The organism is Nonomuraea sp. MG754425 (assembly GCF_021699195.1).
Classification (GTDB): Bacteria; Actinomycetota; Actinomycetes; order Streptosporangiales; family Streptosporangiaceae; genus Nonomuraea.
In genome coordinates this window covers 143,484-157,700 of the sequence record NZ_SSXE01000017.1, presented here as the reverse complement: position 1 = coordinate 157,700, position 14,217 = coordinate 143,484, and the positions used below count along the sequence as shown (strand labels likewise).

The window sequence follows — 14,217 nt, the reverse complement described above, 5'->3', positions numbered from 1 at the left end:
CGAGGCTGCGACGCCCGGCATCACTTGACGTCCCGCGTCTGAGGCTTGGGCGGCTCGTCGTAGCGGGTATAGGTCGCCGTCATCGTCTCCGACGGGTCCAGTCTGGCCAGGATGGCGTCGCTGATGGCGGCGAGCTGCCTGATCTGCTCGTCGGTGAGCACGTCGATGACGTGATGGTGGACGATGGCCACGTGGCCCGGAGCCGCCTGCCGGACCTTTTCCCAGCCGTCGTCCGTGAGCCGGACGTGGGTCGTGCGACGGTCCTCCGGACAGGAGAACCGCTCCACCAGCCCACGCTTCTGCAGGCGCGTCACCACATGGGAGAGCCGGGGCAGCGTGGCGTTGGTGCCCCAGGACAACTCGGTCATGCGCAACGCCCGGCCGGGCGTCTCCGAGAGCGTCGACAGCACGTAGTACTCGAACTCCGTCAGATCGGCGTCACGGCGCAACTGGGCATCGAGCACGCCCGGAAGCAGTTCGAGCACCGCCCGCAACCGAACCCAGGAGCTCAACTGCGGTCGGTCGAGCCAGGGAGTGTCCACGATCCTGCCCTCATCGGGAATGGTTGTCGCGACAAGTTTGCTGGAGCATAGTGTCGCTTGTCGCTACAACCAATCTTCCCTCATGGACGCGCTCCGCCCGTCATGGCACACCGCAGCATCACCAGCACCGAGGAACCCGCATGACCACGCCCCACGCCTCACCGACCGCCGCCGACGCCCGCATCCCGGCCGCACACCCGTTCGCCGCGCATCTGGGGCGAGTCGCCGCCCTAGAGACCACCGACCCGCACCGGCCGTGGACGCCGCAGGACGGGCCGCTGCCCAGCCTCTACCTGTCCCACGGCGGCGGCCCCCTGCCCTTCGAGAGCCCCGAGTGGCTCACCCCGCTGCACGACTGGGCCCGCGCCCTGCCCAAGCCGAAGGCGATCCTGGTCGTCTCCGCGCACTGGGAGTCCGCGCCGCTGTCGGTGAGCGCCGACCGGCCCGACGAGCTGGTCTACGACTTCGGCGGCTTCGACCCGCTGTACCACACCTTCCGCTACGACACCCCCGACGCCGGCGAGCTGTCGCGGCAGGTGACCGGGCTCATGCCGGACTCCGAGCACGTGCACCGGCACGCCCACCGCGGCCTGGACCACGGCGCGTGGGTACCGCTGAAGATCATGTACCCGGCCGCCGACGTCCCGGTGCTGCAGCTCAGCCTGCCCACCGAGGACCCCGACCGGCTGCTGGCCATCGGCGAGCGCCTGCGGCCGCTGCGCGAGCAGGGCGTGCTGGTGATCGGCTCGGGCCATATGACCCACGGCCTGCCGTTCCTGACTCGGGAGATGTTCACCGAGAACAAGGTGCCCGGCTGGTCGGCCGACTTCGACGCCTGGGCCGCCGACGCGCTGGCCCGCGGCGACGTCGCCGAACTGGCCCGTTTCCGCACCGCCGCCCCCGGCATGCCGTACGCGCATCCGACCGTGGAACACTTCACGCCGCTCTTCGTCACCCTCGGCGCGGCCACCGACCCGTCCGCGCCGGTCGTGACCAGGCTCGACGGCTACGGCGTCGGCCTGTCCCGCCGGTCCTTTGAAGCGGCGTAGCAGGAGTCCTGACCCAGCCCGGTTGTGCCGGGCGAGCGACCAGCCGACGAAAAGTCCGCTCGGCCACGAGGCGAAGGCAGCGGAAACATGCTTCGAGGCCAGCAGTTGACCGCGCATTCCCGACGGGAAGATCCATCCGCTGGTGCTTGTCCGGCGCTGGGCATGGCGGGCGTGAAACAAGCCCCATGCTGCAATAACGGCCCGTCCACTGCTGCCCGCCGTGGTCAAACGCGCTTCGCCCGGACTGGTCACCGGCTACCACACCGCCGGACACGGCCTGGCACATCACCATGTTGTCGGCCGGCTACTCCGCCCTGTACTACTGCGAGCCGGCCTGGGTGACGCCGCCGTTGCACGATGACGCCGGTCGCGACGCGGCGACCGCCGGTATCATGCTGACCGTGATGATCCCCAGTCAGGTCGTGGCGATGCCGGCCGTACCGGCGCTGCCGGGAGAACGCCGAGGCACGTGGGCGCGTCTGGCAGTCATCTCGTCTGCGCAGCACCATCCTCCGTCCGGTCATGGAACGCTGACGTGCACCTCGAGCATCGGAAAGGTGCGGGTGCCCGCGTGAACCTCGAACGTCTCACCGGTCAGGAGATCCTGCCCCGCACCTCTCACCTGGTGAAGCTCTACCGTGCCGCGTTCGGCGGCCCGCCATGGCACGAGGACGAGCGCGCCGCCGACGCCTTCGCCGAACGCCTGACCGCGGACGCGCGACGCCCCGGATTCACGGCGGTGCTGGCCAGCGACAACGGCGAACCCGCTGGTTTCGGTACGGCATGGCGCACCCCAAGACCTTTCCCCACGGGCCGCGCCTACGACCTCGTCCGTGCCGAACTCGGTGACGCGGTGGAAACGCGGCTGGTTGGAGCGCTGGAGGTGGACGAACTGGCAGTGAGCCCACACGCGCGCGGACAGGGCCTCGCGGGACGAATCCTCGACCTCCTGTGCGGCCGCACCGACCCCTGCTGGCTGCTGACCGCCCCGCAAGCGGCCGACGCGATCAGGCTCTACGAACGACTCGGCTGGCGGCGCCTGACCGGGCCGACGGCGAACATCGTGGTGTTCTTGCGTTCGCCGTGAACTTCTCGATCAGCCGACGGGCCGGCATCATCATCCTCTGCTCACCGAACCAGCGGCGGGCTGACCAGGGCAGCCTTCACGTGCGCCTGCGCCCGCGGCCTCACGATGACCAGATTTGACCTCAACTTTGATTGAGGTTGCAGACTGCTCGGTGAAGGCGCCGAGACAGTCGGCGCAGGAGGAGTGATGGTCATGCGGGAGCGTGCACGCGCGGTGGACACTGTGCCGTCGATGATTCCGTGTACTGGGCGGCAAAGCCGATCAGCTCATCGAGGCGGTCGCGTGCCCGGGTCAGATCGTGCAGTCGGGCCTGGATGCGGTCCCGTTCCTTCGTGAGCCGCTGCGTCATCTCCAGTGTCGCCACGAGGGTGTCCAGGAACGGCAGGATGTGCAGGATCGCCTTGCTGGGCAGCCCGGCCGCGTAGAGGAGCTGGATGAACTTCACCCGCTCGACGTCCGAATCGGAGTAGTCCCGCTGGCCCCCGGCGCCGCGGGCGGCGACGACGAGTCCTTGCTCCTCGTAGTAGCGCAGCGCGCGGACGCTGACCCCCGCGCGTTCGGCGACCTCTCCGATACGCATCGTCCCTCCTGGCTGTTCCCGATTTGCACCTCACGCCGACGTGAGGTTCTAGCGTACGGGCATGAACATCAACGGAGCGACCGCGCTCGTCACCGGAGCCAACCGCGGCATCGGCCGCCACCTCGCAGCCCAGCTCGCCGAGCGGGGCGCGAAGGTCTACGCAACGGCCCGCCGGCCCGAGTCCATCGATCTCGACGGCGTGGAGGTTCTCGCCCTCGACATCACCGATCCCGATTCCGTCGCAGCCGTCACCCACGAGGCTCGTGACGTTGACCTGCTGGTCAACAATGCCGGCATCGGGGGTGGAACCCTGCTCGGCGATCTCGACAGCGTCCGCGCCACGATGGACGTGAACTTCTGGGGCACCTTGTCCATGATCCGGTCCTTCGCGCCGGTCCTGGCTGACAACGGTGGAGGCGCGATCCTCAACATCGCCTCGTCCGCCTCATGGTTCGTCTTCCCCGGGGCCAGCGCGTACGCAGTCTCCAAGGCCGCCGTGTGGAGCATGGGCAACGCGCTGCGCCAGGAATTGGCCGGACAGGGAACCCGTCTCACCTCGGTGCACCTCGGGGCTGCCGACACCGACATGACCAAGGGCCTCGATGTACCGAAGATGACCGCGGCGGATGTCGCGCGTGCCGCTCTCGATGGCGTCGAGGCCGAGGCGTTCGAGGTCGTTGTCGATGAGTTCACCGAAATGGTCAAGGCTTCACTGAGCAAGGACCCGCGGGAGTTCGCCATCCGGTTCCGGTCCACCGCACGGGTTGATGCCACCAGAGGAACTCACTGCAGCTCCTGCACGTCGATGTGACACATAATGCGGCCGAGTCGCGTCCCGGCCGGCTCGCCGCGAGCTGGGCGTAGTCCCGGCCGCGAGGGTCAGTGTGACAGGTAGTACATATTCTGTGTCACAGTCTGGGATGGGCCGAAGGCTCTGCCACGTGCACGTGTTCCGCGCTCATGTGTGGAGTGACGCACGTCACGTCGCCTCCGGTCACGTCGCTGCGGTCCCCGGTGTCTTGAGGGCGTGACTGTACACAACACTTCACACAAGATCGTGGTCATCGGCGGCGGATACGCGGGAACGGCCGCGGCCAACCACCTCCAGTTGCGCGACGACGTCGACATCACCCTGGTCAACTCCCGCCCGACGTTCGTCGAACGGATCCGGCTGCACCAGTTCGTCGCCGGCAATTACGACCCCTCGGTCGACTACGGCACGATGCTCGGCGACGGAATCAAGCTGGTGGTCGACAACGCCACCCGGATCGACACCGCCTCCCGCACAGTGGAGCTGGCGTCGGGCGCTGCGCTGGACTACGACTACGTCATCTACGCGGTCGGCAGCACCGGCGCGGTCCCCTCCTCCGTGCCGGGCGCGGCCGAATTCGCCTACTCGCTCGCCGACCTCGAATCCGCCGAGCGGCTGCGCGTCAGGCTGGCGGAGCTGCCTGCGGATGCCGTGGTCACCGTGGTCGGCGGCGGGTTGACCGGCATCGAGACCGCCGCGGAGCTCGCCGAACAAGGGCGCAGGGTCACTCTGGTCGACGGGAGAACCCTGGCCCCCACCCTCAGCGCTCCTGGCCGCCGATCCGTCGCGACGTGGCTGTCCGAGAACGCTGTCACGGTGCTGGAGGGCAGCGCGGTGGCTGAGGTCCGGCGGGACGCGGTCGTCCTCACCGATGGTGCGGTACGGCAGAGCGAACTCACCATCTGGACGGCGGGCTTCGGCGTGCCGGGCTTGGCGGCGGTCAGCGGGTTGCGCGTGGACGAGCTGGGTCGGCTGCTCACGGACGAAACGCTGGTCAGCGTCGATGACGACCGCATCGTCGCGGCGGGTGACGCCGGTTCACCGTCGGGCCGGCCGCTGCGGATGAGCTGCCAGTCCGCGATACCGCTCGGAGTGCAGGCCGCCGACGCCGTGCTGAGCCGCATCGCGGGAACCGCGCCGGCGGTGATCGATCAGGGTTTCAAGGGGGTGTGCATCAGTCTGGGCAGGCATGCCGGTATAAAGCAGCTCGTCCGCGCGGACGACACTCCCTTGGACACCTACTTCGACGGGCAGGAGGGCGCGCAGATGAAGGAGGAGCAGTGCCGCCAGACGATGATGGGCATCGGCATGGAAGGCCGCAACCCGGGCACCATCGTGTGGTCCAAGCCGGGACCGCGGCTCGCGCAGGTGGCGGCCGCCCGCTGACCACCGACGAGCATGCCGAGCGGTTCACCGTACTGCGGCCACTGCTGTTCACGATCGTCTACGAGATCCTCGGTTCGGCGACAGAATCCGACGACGTGCTGCAGGACAGCTATCTGCGGTGGGCCAAGGTGGATCTCGCGGCGGTGCGCGACACCAAGTCGTATCTGGCGCGGCTGGTGACCCGTCAGGCGCTCAACGCCCTGCGGGCGAGTAAGCGCCGCCGCGAGGAGTACGTCGGTTCCTGGCTGCCCGAGCCGCTGCTGCTCAGCGAGGACGACGCGTCGGCCGATGTGGTGCTCGCCGAGTCGGTGTCGATGGCGATGCTGGTGCTGCTCGAAACGCTCACCCCCGACGAGCGCGCGGTGTTCGTGCTGCGCGAGGTGTTCGAGTTCGACTACGACGAGATCGCCGCAGTGGTGGACAGATCCGTGGTGACGGTGCGCCAGATGGCGCACCGCGCCCGCGGGCACGTACAGGCGCGGCGCAGGCGTTTCGACCCCGTCGACGCCGGGACGTGCACGCGGATCACCGAGCAGTTCATGTCCGCGGCGGCGACCGGTGACATGGGAGAGCTACTCTCGCTGCTCGCGCCGGACGCCACGTATACCGCCGACGGCGGCGGCAAGGTCACCGCGACGCGCCGGCCGGTGGTGGGCGCGGAGAAAGTGGCCGCGCTCGTCATGGAACTGGTCCGCCCGGGGCGGTCGCCTGAATTGCGTATCGAGATCGTCAACTGCAACAACACGCCCGCGATGGCCGCCTACAGCGGCGACCACCTGGAGGGTGTCGTCCTGGCCGATGTCGTCGACGGGAAGATCACCCACCTCTACTCCATCCGCAACCCGGACAAACTCCTCGCACTGACGGTTCCGCGTCAGATCAGCCGGTAGGAGTCGGCAGCCGCAGCGCAGTAAGTCGCGATCGCGCATGTCTGGTGCAAGCGAAGGTGCCGCCGGAGAAGCGGGGCGACAGGCGATCGACGAACGCTTCTCCGTCTCCTCTGCGCGTGTTGACCCGTTCGACTGAAAGATGACCAAGGAGTTGACCATGACCGATACCCAGGTAGTGATCGCCGGAGCAGGGCCGGCCGGGCTGACGCTCGCGTGCGAGCTGGGGCTCGCCGGGATCGATGTGCTCGTCCTCGAGCGGGCCGCGGAGCCTCGAACGGTGGAATCGCGGGCCGGAGCCCTGCACATCCGCACGATGGAGGTGCTCGACCAGCGGGGTCTGCTCGACGGGTTCCTCGAGCGCGGACGGCCGCGACAGGAGGTGCATTTCTCCGGACTCGGTCTCGACCTATCCGATATGGCGACGAGATATCCGTACACTCTGCTCATCTTGCAGGCCGAGGTGGAACGGCTGCTGGAGGAGCGCGCGGCGCAGTTGGGGGTACGGCTGAGCCGCGACGCCGAGGTGACGGGGTTCACCCAGGACGAGACGGGCGCCACGGTGGAGCTCGCGGACGGGTCGCGCGTCCGGGCGGACTACCTTGTCGGCTGCGACGGGGGCCGCAGCACCGTGCGCGCGCTCGCCGGCATCGCCTTCCCCGGCACGCCGGCCACGATGACCGCGATGCTCGGCGACGTCGAGCTCGCCGAGCCGCCCGCCGCCGACATCTTCCAGGAGGGACGCGAGCACGGCAGATTCTCGGTGCTGTCCTACGGTCCGGACTGGTACCGGGTGCTGACCAACGAGTTCGATCACGTGGCCGGCCGGGACGAACCGGTGACCCTGGAGACCCTCCGCAAGACCGTGCTCAAGATCGCCGGGACGGATTACGGGATGCACTCGCCGCGCTGGCTCTCCCGGCACGGCGACGCGGCACGCCAGGCCGACCGCTACCGCGAAGGCCGCGTCCTCCTGGCCGGCGACGCCGCGCACATCCACTTCCCGGCAGGCGGGCAGGGCCTGAACACCGGCGTGCAGGACGCGGTCAACCTCGGCTGGAAGCTCGCCGCCGTCGTCCGCGGCCAGGCCCCGGCCCTGTTGCTCGACACCTACCAGGCAGAACGCCACCCGGTCGCCGCCCGCGTCCTGCAGAACACCCGCGCCCAGACCGCCCTCTGGCGGGTGGACGATCACACCTCCGCTCTGCGCGAGGTGCTGGGTGATCTCATCGGCATCGACGAGGTACGGCTGCGCCTGGCCGGGATGATCACGGCGACCGACATCAGGTATCCGATGGCGGGGACGGACGACCTCCTCGGCATGCGGATGCCGGATCTCGACCTCGAACACGGTCGCGTCTACGAACTGCTGCACCGCGCTCGCGCGGTTCTGCTGGATCTCGGCGCTCTCCCGCCGCTCGACGCCGTCGTGACCGGCTGGGCGGACCGAGTCGATCTCGTCCGCGCCCATCCTGCGAAGGGCTCCGACCTCGGCGCGGACGCCGTACTCATCCGTCCCGACGGACACGTCGCCTGGGTCACCCGCGCCGGCGAGCAGCCAGACCTGGACGCTTTCCGGACCGCCCTCACGACGTGGCTCGGCCCCGCTGGTCTTCACGGTGCGCACGATGGGTAGCCGCAGCAGATCCCGGCCGGCGGCCGCATCATCAACCGGCTGGGCACAAGCCGCACTCGCGACGTGATGGCCTAGGCGTTCGACCCCGCCCGCACCGACGTCACCACCCGCCTCGGCGACATCGAGGTCTGGCGGCTGATCGCCGACATCCACCACCCCGTCCACCTGCACCTGGTCGGCTTCCGGGTGCTCGCACGCGGCGGCAGGGCCCCGCTGTCCCACGATGCGGGTCTCAAGGACATCATCTCGCTACGGCCAGGCGAAGCAGCCGAGATCATCACTCGCTTCGACGGCTACCGCGGCCGCTACCTCTTTCACTGCCACAACGCCGAACACGAGGACATGGGAATGATGGCCAACCCTGAGGTCATCTGACCCACAACGAATGAAGGGAACCAGGCAAGTGAGCGAAACCGAACTCAGAAATCACATCGACAAGCTAGCCGAAGGCGTCCGAAACAAAGACATCGCAGGCTTGAAGCAGCTCTACGCCACGGACATCGTCTCCTTCGACATCGAGCCGCCACTCCAGCATGTAGGGAGAGACGCGAAGCTGAAGAACTGGGCGAACGTGTTCGCGGTCTTCGAGGAAGTGACCTATGAGGTTCGCGACCTGAAGCTCACCGTGGGCGAGGGTGTGGCGTTCGGGCACTGCTTCGCCCGACTCGCCGGCACCTTGAAAGGCGGGACCTCGACGGACGGAATGTGGGTCCGATGGACATTCTGCTTCCGAGAAATCGCCGGCACCTGGCTGATCACGCACGACCAGATCTCCGTTCCGCTCGACATGCCGAGCGGCCAGGGAGCGACCGACCTCGAACCCTGACAGAGATGATGTCGGTGAGCACCTCCCACCGGGTCTGACTCAGCCCTGACTGACTTCGGGTCTTCAACGGGATCTGTCGGCCCTGGCTGGGAGGTTGCTCGTATGCACGCACCGTGCGTGGCGTTGTGACGTCAGGAGGTTCGTCGCGAGAGCCGCCGCTGGTCGCCGCGACACTGATCCGGCTCAACGACCCCGGGTCAGAGCCTCGGCCGGGGGGCCTTCCTCGAGCAGAACAGACAGTTGATGGCCTCACGACTCCGGCCTACTCGTCGACGTCGTCGGGCTCGGCTCGGGCTGGATCGCGCAGGGCCGCAGCCCGTCGGCGGGCTGGGAGGCGGTGAAGCCGTACCGGCGACCGGCGTTGAGATCCTCACCGGGACTGGACAGGGAGCCGATGACGCTGCTCGGTGACGCGACCACGGCCTGCTCCACCTGCACAACCCCTCCGGCCACCCCGAAGCCGCCCGCCGCGCGGTCTTGCCCATCGAGACGTTCGCCACCTTCTTCGGCGGCCGCGGCATCGCCGTCGCCCTGCCGTAGCTCACGCAGGTCCTCGCCCCGCGCCTGCCCCTCCAGGTCCAGGTCCAGCTTGCCGTACAGGTTCGGGTGGGTCCAAAACAGTGCGGACAAGCCGCGCAGATCGACCGGAGTCAGCTTCTTGCGCCACCTCGCATCGCGTACGACGGCCTGGATCAGGATTGTGTTCAGGTAGGTGATCGAGGCCTGGACCAGGTGCAGCGCGAGCGCGGACACCTCGACGCTCTCGCGGTCGTCTCCGGTCAGGTCGCCCGCCTTGCCGTAGAAGATGTCCTTGTTGGCCGAATGCCAGTTCTCCACCACGTTCAGGCCCTCGTGGATCTCCTGGCGCAGCGCCTCATCAGCGAGATACTCGCAGATAAAGATCGTCCTGATCACACGGCCCAGCTCTTCGAGAGCCTGGTAGGTCGGGTGTTTGGGGCCGCCGCGGGTGAAGCGGCGCAGCATCTGGTGGGCCTCGGCGGTCTTGAGCCGCAACGCGGTCGCGTACTTGATCATCTGGTCGTAGTGGCGGCCGATCACATCCCAGTCGATCGTCTTGTTCGACAGCACCTCCTCCAGCTCCGGCCACGCCTCGTCCTCGCCGAGCCGGCCTTCGGAGCGTGGGGAACGGAAACGTACGCTAAGGCTCGTTCGCACGGCTCGCTGATAGTGCGCGATCTTCGTTGAGCGGGCGCACTCGTGTGGGTTTCCGTTCCACCGCCCGAGCCGCCTTCGGCGGCACGTTCACGAGCTGAAGGACGATGTCTGTCGCGACTGCCGCGGGCGGGGTCGGTCAGAATCGGTAGCGGAGAATGCGGGCCCCTTGCCGCGACAAGGCTGTACTGCGGGCGGTGAGACGGGTGAGCGCGCGCAGGGGTTGCGGGAACCGGGCTGTTTCCGGTGCGCGGGTGAGGATCTGCTCCTCGATCAGTTCGAGGCCGGCGTCCCAGGACTCTGGTTCGTGTGGGTCGTCGAAGCCCTGGGCGGCTTTGATGCCGAGCGCCTTGATGGTCGGGTGGTACTTCATGGACCAGGCGGCGAAGCGGGTGTAGCCGTTGAGCGCGAGTTCGCCCGAAGGGAAATGGCCGGTCAGCGCGCAGGTCATCGTCTGGAAGGAGTCGCCGGGCATGAAGGGGAGCAGCCCTTCGGCGACGATCATCGCCGGCCGGTCGCCGGGGATGGCTGTGAGCCAGTCGGAGCCGGTGAGGTCGGCTCCGACCAGGTGAGAACGGCCGGGCAGGCATTCGGCCCGCAGGTCCACCACTTCCGGGAAGTCGATGTCGTACCAGTCGACGCCGGGCGGGGGATCACAGCGGAACATCCTGGTGTCCAGGCCGCAGCCCAGGTCGAGCACCACACATCCGGGATGAGCGGCGACGTAGGCGCGGACGACGCCGTCGAGCTTCTTGGCGCGCAGTGCCGTGGTGAGGACGAGGTTGGGCTTGACCTTCAGCTTGCCGAAGTCGTAATCGATTCTGCCGGCCAGGTCGGCGGAGAGCGTGTCGCCGAGGATGGGGCTGGGCCGCCCGGCGTCCAGGGCTCTGGCGTGCAGAGTGAGCAGCAGCGTTTCCTGGATCAGCCCGAGCTTGGGTTGCCAGCGGTGCATGGGGGTTCCTTAACGGCGTAGCGGATGACGGGCCGCGAGGTTCTGCAGCCACGTCAGGGAGTCGTGGGCGGCTTTGATGCGCTCGGTGCGGTGTCCCTCGCCGCCCGTGATGTCGAGCCCTTCGTCGGCGATGTCGCCGAACGCGCTCAGGCTTTCGAGCTTGCGCTGGATGACCTTCTGCCAGGCGTCGTCTTCGATGCGGTAGTAGGAGACGCGATCGCCGGGCCTTCTCACCTTCTTGACCAGGTCGATGGCCGTGAGGAAGCGCATGTTCGAGGTGAGTGAGGCCCGGCTGGCCTGGATCACGTCCGCGATCTGGCCGGCGGACTGCTCGGCCGGATCGCAGATCATGAGCCAGCCGAGGATGCGTCCGGTGATGGGCGGCAGCCCCCACTCCTCGACGCAGAAGGCGGCCACCCGTTCCACCCAGCGGAGCAGCCGGTCCTGCTGTTCCTCAGTGCTCATGGTCGCGTCCTCCGTTGTTGATCGTGTGCCGGTTCACTCTGTCATGGCGGCCACCGACTCGTAGGTGGGTGTCGGGGTGATGTCCGCGAGCCGGGTCCTGCGCAGGTAGAGGTCGAACCAGTCGATCGCGAGCGCCATCGCCTCTTCCAGGCCAGGGCCGGTGTAGAGGCCGAGCACGTCGTAGGGCAGCACCGCGAGCCGCTTGGGCTCGCCCGCCTTGGCGAAGGCGCTTTGCGCCTCCTCGAGCATGTGGTACGGGTCCCAGCCGCCGTTGGCGATCATCAGCAGCGGCGTCGGCGCGAGCCGGTGGATGAGGTTCTCCGGTGCGAAGGTGAGCAGGTGCTCGGCTGAGTCGAGGGTCTTCTCGTTGCGGTAGGTGGGAAACAGGCGCATCGACATGTCCGGGGTGTCCTTCACGCTGTCGCCCTCCAGCGTCAGGTGCGGCACGCGAGCGCTCTGCCCGCCTTCGTAGCGCCGTTGCCAGTCCTGCTGCAGTTGGTCGCGCAGCGCGTGGGCACCGGCACGGCCCAGGAGGCGCTCCAGGTACCGCCATCCGTTCCACACGCTGGGGCTCTGCACGACGACGCACTTGATGCGCTGATCGAGCACGGCGGCTTGGGCCGCCACCGAGCCGCCGATGCTCACCCCCCACACCCCGATCCGCTCCGGCTGTACTTCGGGGCGGGTCTGCAGGTAGGACACGGCGCTGCGGAAGTCCTCCACCTGCCGCTCCGGGTAGTCCAGGCCGCGCGGCTCGCCTTCGCTGGAGCCGACCGTGCGGTAGTCGATGGCCAGCACCGCGAAGCCGGCCTTGACGAAGTGCGGCGCGAAGAACGCCAGCGCCTCTTTGACCATCACCCCGCTGTGCCCGAGCACCAGTCCGGGGACCGGGTCGCTCGTCTCGGGCAGGTAGAGATCGCCCGCGCAGCGGGTGCCGAGGCTGTTGAAGGTCACGTGTTCCATGGCTTGCTCCACACTTGTTGGCTAGTGATTTCAAACATGACTGAAATAGCTAGCAATGTCAATCTGGAAGGCTGTATCCGCGGAAGAAGGGTTGCGCACCGCTGGTCACCTCGGCACATTGGCGGCATCCACGAGTGATGGGGAGTTTGGATTACCCGTCACACTGACCTCGCGGGCTGGACGAACGCCCAGCTTCAGATGACGAGTCTCACACCGCGGGAAGGGAGGGGGCTTGATGCGTTCATCGTTACTTGCGGGAATCTTTCCTTCTCGCAAGTTGGCGGAGGTTCCCATCGCGCAACAGATCGGCTTTTCTGATTTTGATTTTCTGGAAAATCAAAAATGGTAGGCTGATCGCGTGACGGTGGAGATCCGCTCGGTACGCGCGATCTGCCGAGACCTCGGCGAGGGGTCGCGGGCGCAGGTGCCCTGGCCTGGTATGGATCTGTTCTCGACGCATGGCCCGGAGTTGGACGGCGTTCCGTTTTCTGAGATCCGCTCCTACGAATGAGAAGGCAAGGCCCAGTGACCACCTCGGACACCAATGACGAACCGCAGGTCAGCGACGCCGGCACCCGACAGCTTGAAGGGGAGGTCGCGTCGGTGACCCCTTGCAAGCACTGTGGTGCGCCGATCGAGCAGCGGCGGGGGAGAGGGCGGCCGAAGGCGTACTGTCCTGAGAAGGATTGTCAGGCGGCGGCCAAGCGGGAGCGGGAGATGCGGCGGGCGACCCCCGGGCTGGAAGGCGCGCTGGCCAGGGCGGAGCAACTGTACGACCGCATGGAGAGCGGGCTGGCCTCGGCCATCGAGCCGCTGGCACGGGCGCTGGCGGAGGAGTTGAGTCCCGCCGGGGTCGAGGCCAAGTTGAGTGCCGTCCAGGCCGAGGCGCACACGCGGGTGGCGATCGCGCGTACCGAGCGGGAGCAGGCGTTCGAGCAGGTACGGCTGGCGCGCGAGGCCACCGAGCATGCCCGCAGGCAGACGGCCGAGATGCGTCAGCGGCTCGAGGAGGCCGAGAGCGAGCGCGAGACCGCGTTGGGTGACGCCGAGCGGGCGCGTGAGCAGGCACTGGCCGCGTTGCGCGAGGCCGCGAGCACCGAACGGCAGGCGTTGCAGGCCGCCGAGGACGCCAAGCGTCGAGCGGGGCTGGCCGAACGCCGTGCCACGGAGGCGGACCACCGGGCCGAGCTGTCCGAGCAGGCCAAGGATCAGGCCGTGCGGGAGCTCACCGAGCGAGCGGAACTGGCGGGCCGGCAGGCCGAGGAGGCCGGAGCGCGGGCCGTACAGGCGCAGGAGGACACCGCGCTCGCTCTGGAGGAACGTGATCGCGCCCGGGAGGAGACGGCGAACGCCCTGCGGCGGCGTGAGCAGGCCGAACGCGAGGCGATCGGGGCCCAGGCGCGTGAGGAGGCGGCGGTGCGGGAGCGGGAGCGGGCCGTGGAACGGGCCGTCCAGGCAGAGCGGGCCGCCGCCGACGCCGAACGTGACCGCGCGTTGGCGTTGAACGACGTCGCGCAGGCGGTCTCCGAGACCGAACGGCTGCTGGGGAGGGTGGCGGCGCTGGAGGAGGAAGGGGCCGCGGCGCTGGCCCGCGAGCGTAAGGCGGCTGGGCGGGAGAAGGCGAAGGTCGAGGCGGTGGTCAAGGAGCGCGATCGGCTGGAGGGGGAGTTGCGGTTGGAGCGGACGCGTCTGGAGGACCTCCGGGCCGAACTGGAGGCCACACGGGCCGAGGCGGCCCAGTTGCGGGAACGGGCGGTCGCTGCGGAGATGCGCGGTTCGGCCTGACAACCGGGTCCAGCCGAGATACGGGTAAAACCGGCCATGAGTCGATCTTGATGCCCTTTTCCGCAGGCAGGCATG

General features: G+C 68.2%; 15 protein-coding genes and 1 pseudogene. 10 read left to right on the top strand and 6 right to left on the bottom strand.

The window, feature by feature from the left end; genetic code table 11:
* Positions 1-20 precede the first annotated feature (20 nt).
* Positions 21-512 carry a MarR family winged helix-turn-helix transcriptional regulator gene (locus FAF44_RS08885; protein WP_237102554.1) on the bottom strand — a complete coding sequence of 164 codons (492 nt, stop codon included), beginning with the start codon at positions 510-512 and terminating at the stop codon, positions 21-23.
* A 170-nt stretch (positions 513-682) separates the two neighbouring features.
* Between FAF44_RS08885 and FAF44_RS08880 the strand changes: the two genes are divergently transcribed.
* Both FAF44_RS08880 and FAF44_RS08875 read left to right on the top strand, forming a co-directional pair.
* Positions 683-1,591, top strand: a complete 909-nt coding sequence (locus FAF44_RS08880; protein ID WP_237102553.1) for a dioxygenase — start codon at positions 683-685, stop codon at positions 1,589-1,591.
* 535 nt (positions 1,592-2,126) lie between these two features.
* Entirely contained in the window at positions 2,127-2,678 is a 552-nt protein-coding gene (locus FAF44_RS08875; protein ID WP_237102552.1) for a GNAT family N-acetyltransferase, read from the top strand.
* A gap of 190 nt (positions 2,679-2,868) precedes the next feature.
* Here the strand turns inward: FAF44_RS08875 and FAF44_RS08870 are convergent, their stop codons facing one another.
* Positions 2,869-3,258 (bottom strand): MerR family transcriptional regulator, encoded by a 390-nt coding sequence (locus FAF44_RS08870; protein ID WP_237102551.1) that lies wholly within the window; start codon positions 3,256-3,258, stop codon positions 2,869-2,871.
* A 61-nt stretch (positions 3,259-3,319) separates the two neighbouring features.
* On the opposite strand from FAF44_RS08870, the gene FAF44_RS08865 reads away from it, so the two are divergent.
* The 6 genes and pseudogenes from FAF44_RS08865 (at position 3,320) to FAF44_RS08840 (ending at position 8,804) form a co-directional block, all read left to right on the top strand.
* The gene (locus FAF44_RS08865) at positions 3,320-4,069 is read left to right on the top strand and encodes an SDR family oxidoreductase (RefSeq protein WP_237102550.1); all 750 of its coding nucleotides are present in this window, start codon (positions 3,320-3,322) and stop codon (positions 4,067-4,069) included.
* A gap of 246 nt (positions 4,070-4,315) precedes the next feature.
* Positions 4,316-5,455 carry an FAD-dependent oxidoreductase gene (locus FAF44_RS08860; protein ID WP_237102549.1) on the top strand — a complete coding sequence of 380 codons (1,140 nt, stop codon included), beginning with the start codon at positions 4,316-4,318 and terminating at the stop codon, positions 5,453-5,455.
* The gene (gene sigJ / locus FAF44_RS08855) at positions 5,407-6,345 is read left to right on the top strand and encodes an RNA polymerase sigma factor SigJ (protein WP_237102548.1); all 939 of its coding nucleotides are present in this window, start codon (positions 5,407-5,409) and stop codon (positions 6,343-6,345) included. Before FAF44_RS08860 ends, sigJ begins: the two co-directional genes overlap by 49 nt.
* Before the next feature lie 157 nt (positions 6,346-6,502).
* Entirely contained in the window at positions 6,503-7,978 is a 1,476-nt protein-coding gene (locus FAF44_RS08850) for an FAD-dependent monooxygenase (RefSeq protein ID WP_237102547.1), read from the top strand.
* A gap of 90 nt (positions 7,979-8,068) precedes the next feature.
* Positions 8,069-8,353, top strand: a pseudogene (locus tag FAF44_RS08845) (multicopper oxidase domain-containing protein); the annotation flags it as partial.
* Between the two features lie 28 nt (positions 8,354-8,381).
* Positions 8,382-8,804: a nuclear transport factor 2 family protein gene (locus tag FAF44_RS08840; protein WP_237102546.1), complete on the top strand. Its 423-nt coding sequence runs from the start codon at positions 8,382-8,384 to the stop codon at positions 8,802-8,804.
* Positions 8,805-9,053: 249 nt separating this feature from the next.
* Here the strand turns inward: FAF44_RS08840 and FAF44_RS08835 are convergent, their stop codons facing one another.
* The 4 genes from FAF44_RS08835 to FAF44_RS08820 form a co-directional block, all read right to left on the bottom strand.
* On the bottom strand, positions 9,054-9,980 hold the full coding sequence (locus FAF44_RS08835) for a Tn3 family transposase (protein ID WP_308193304.1): 927 nt from the start codon (positions 9,978-9,980) through the stop codon (positions 9,054-9,056).
* A gap of 136 nt (positions 9,981-10,116) precedes the next feature.
* Positions 10,117-10,929: a class I SAM-dependent methyltransferase gene (locus FAF44_RS08830; protein ID WP_237102544.1), complete on the bottom strand. Its 813-nt coding sequence runs from the start codon at positions 10,927-10,929 to the stop codon at positions 10,117-10,119.
* Between the two features lie 9 nt (positions 10,930-10,938).
* Positions 10,939-11,394 carry a GbsR/MarR family transcriptional regulator gene (locus FAF44_RS08825; protein WP_237102543.1) on the bottom strand — a complete coding sequence of 152 codons (456 nt, stop codon included), beginning with the start codon at positions 11,392-11,394 and terminating at the stop codon, positions 10,939-10,941.
* A 33-nt stretch (positions 11,395-11,427) separates the two neighbouring features.
* Entirely contained in the window at positions 11,428-12,357 is a 930-nt protein-coding gene (locus FAF44_RS08820; protein WP_237102542.1) for an alpha/beta hydrolase, read from the bottom strand.
* 358 nt (positions 12,358-12,715) lie between these two features.
* Here FAF44_RS08820 and FAF44_RS08815 point away from each other — a divergent pair, with 358 nt between their 5' ends.
* Both FAF44_RS08815 and FAF44_RS08810 read left to right on the top strand, forming a co-directional pair.
* Positions 12,716-12,868 (top strand): hypothetical protein, encoded by a 153-nt coding sequence (locus FAF44_RS08815; protein WP_237102541.1) that lies wholly within the window; start codon positions 12,716-12,718, stop codon positions 12,866-12,868.
* Positions 12,869-13,074: 206 nt separating this feature from the next.
* Positions 13,075-14,142, top strand: a complete 1,068-nt coding sequence (locus FAF44_RS08810; RefSeq protein WP_237102540.1) for a hypothetical protein — start codon at positions 13,075-13,077, stop codon at positions 14,140-14,142.
* Positions 14,143-14,217 lie beyond the last annotated feature (75 nt).

Bases quoted from the DNA above. Each gene is read 5' to 3' on its own strand.
- FAF44_RS08880 (WP_237102553.1), top strand. From the start codon at position 683: ATGACCACGCCCCACGCCTCACCGACCGCCGCCGACGCCCGCATCCCG.
- FAF44_RS08870 (WP_237102551.1), bottom strand. From the start codon at position 3,258: ATGCGTATCGGAGAGGTCGCCGAACGCGCGGGGGTCAGCGTCCGCGCG.
- FAF44_RS08865 (WP_237102550.1), top strand. From the start codon at position 3,320: ATGAACATCAACGGAGCGACCGCGCTCGTCACCGGAGCCAACCGCGGC.
- FAF44_RS08850 (WP_237102547.1), top strand. From the start codon at position 6,503: ATGACCGATACCCAGGTAGTGATCGCCGGAGCAGGGCCGGCCGGGCTG.
- FAF44_RS08830 (WP_237102544.1), bottom strand. From the start codon at position 10,929: ATGCACCGCTGGCAACCCAAGCTCGGGCTGATCCAGGAAACGCTGCTG.
- FAF44_RS08825 (WP_237102543.1), bottom strand. From the start codon at position 11,394: ATGAGCACTGAGGAACAGCAGGACCGGCTGCTCCGCTGGGTGGAACGG.
- FAF44_RS08820 (WP_237102542.1), bottom strand. From the start codon at position 12,357: ATGGAACACGTGACCTTCAACAGCCTCGGCACCCGCTGCGCGGGCGAT.
- FAF44_RS08810 (WP_237102540.1), top strand. From the start codon at position 13,075: ATGCGGCGGGCGACCCCCGGGCTGGAAGGCGCGCTGGCCAGGGCGGAG.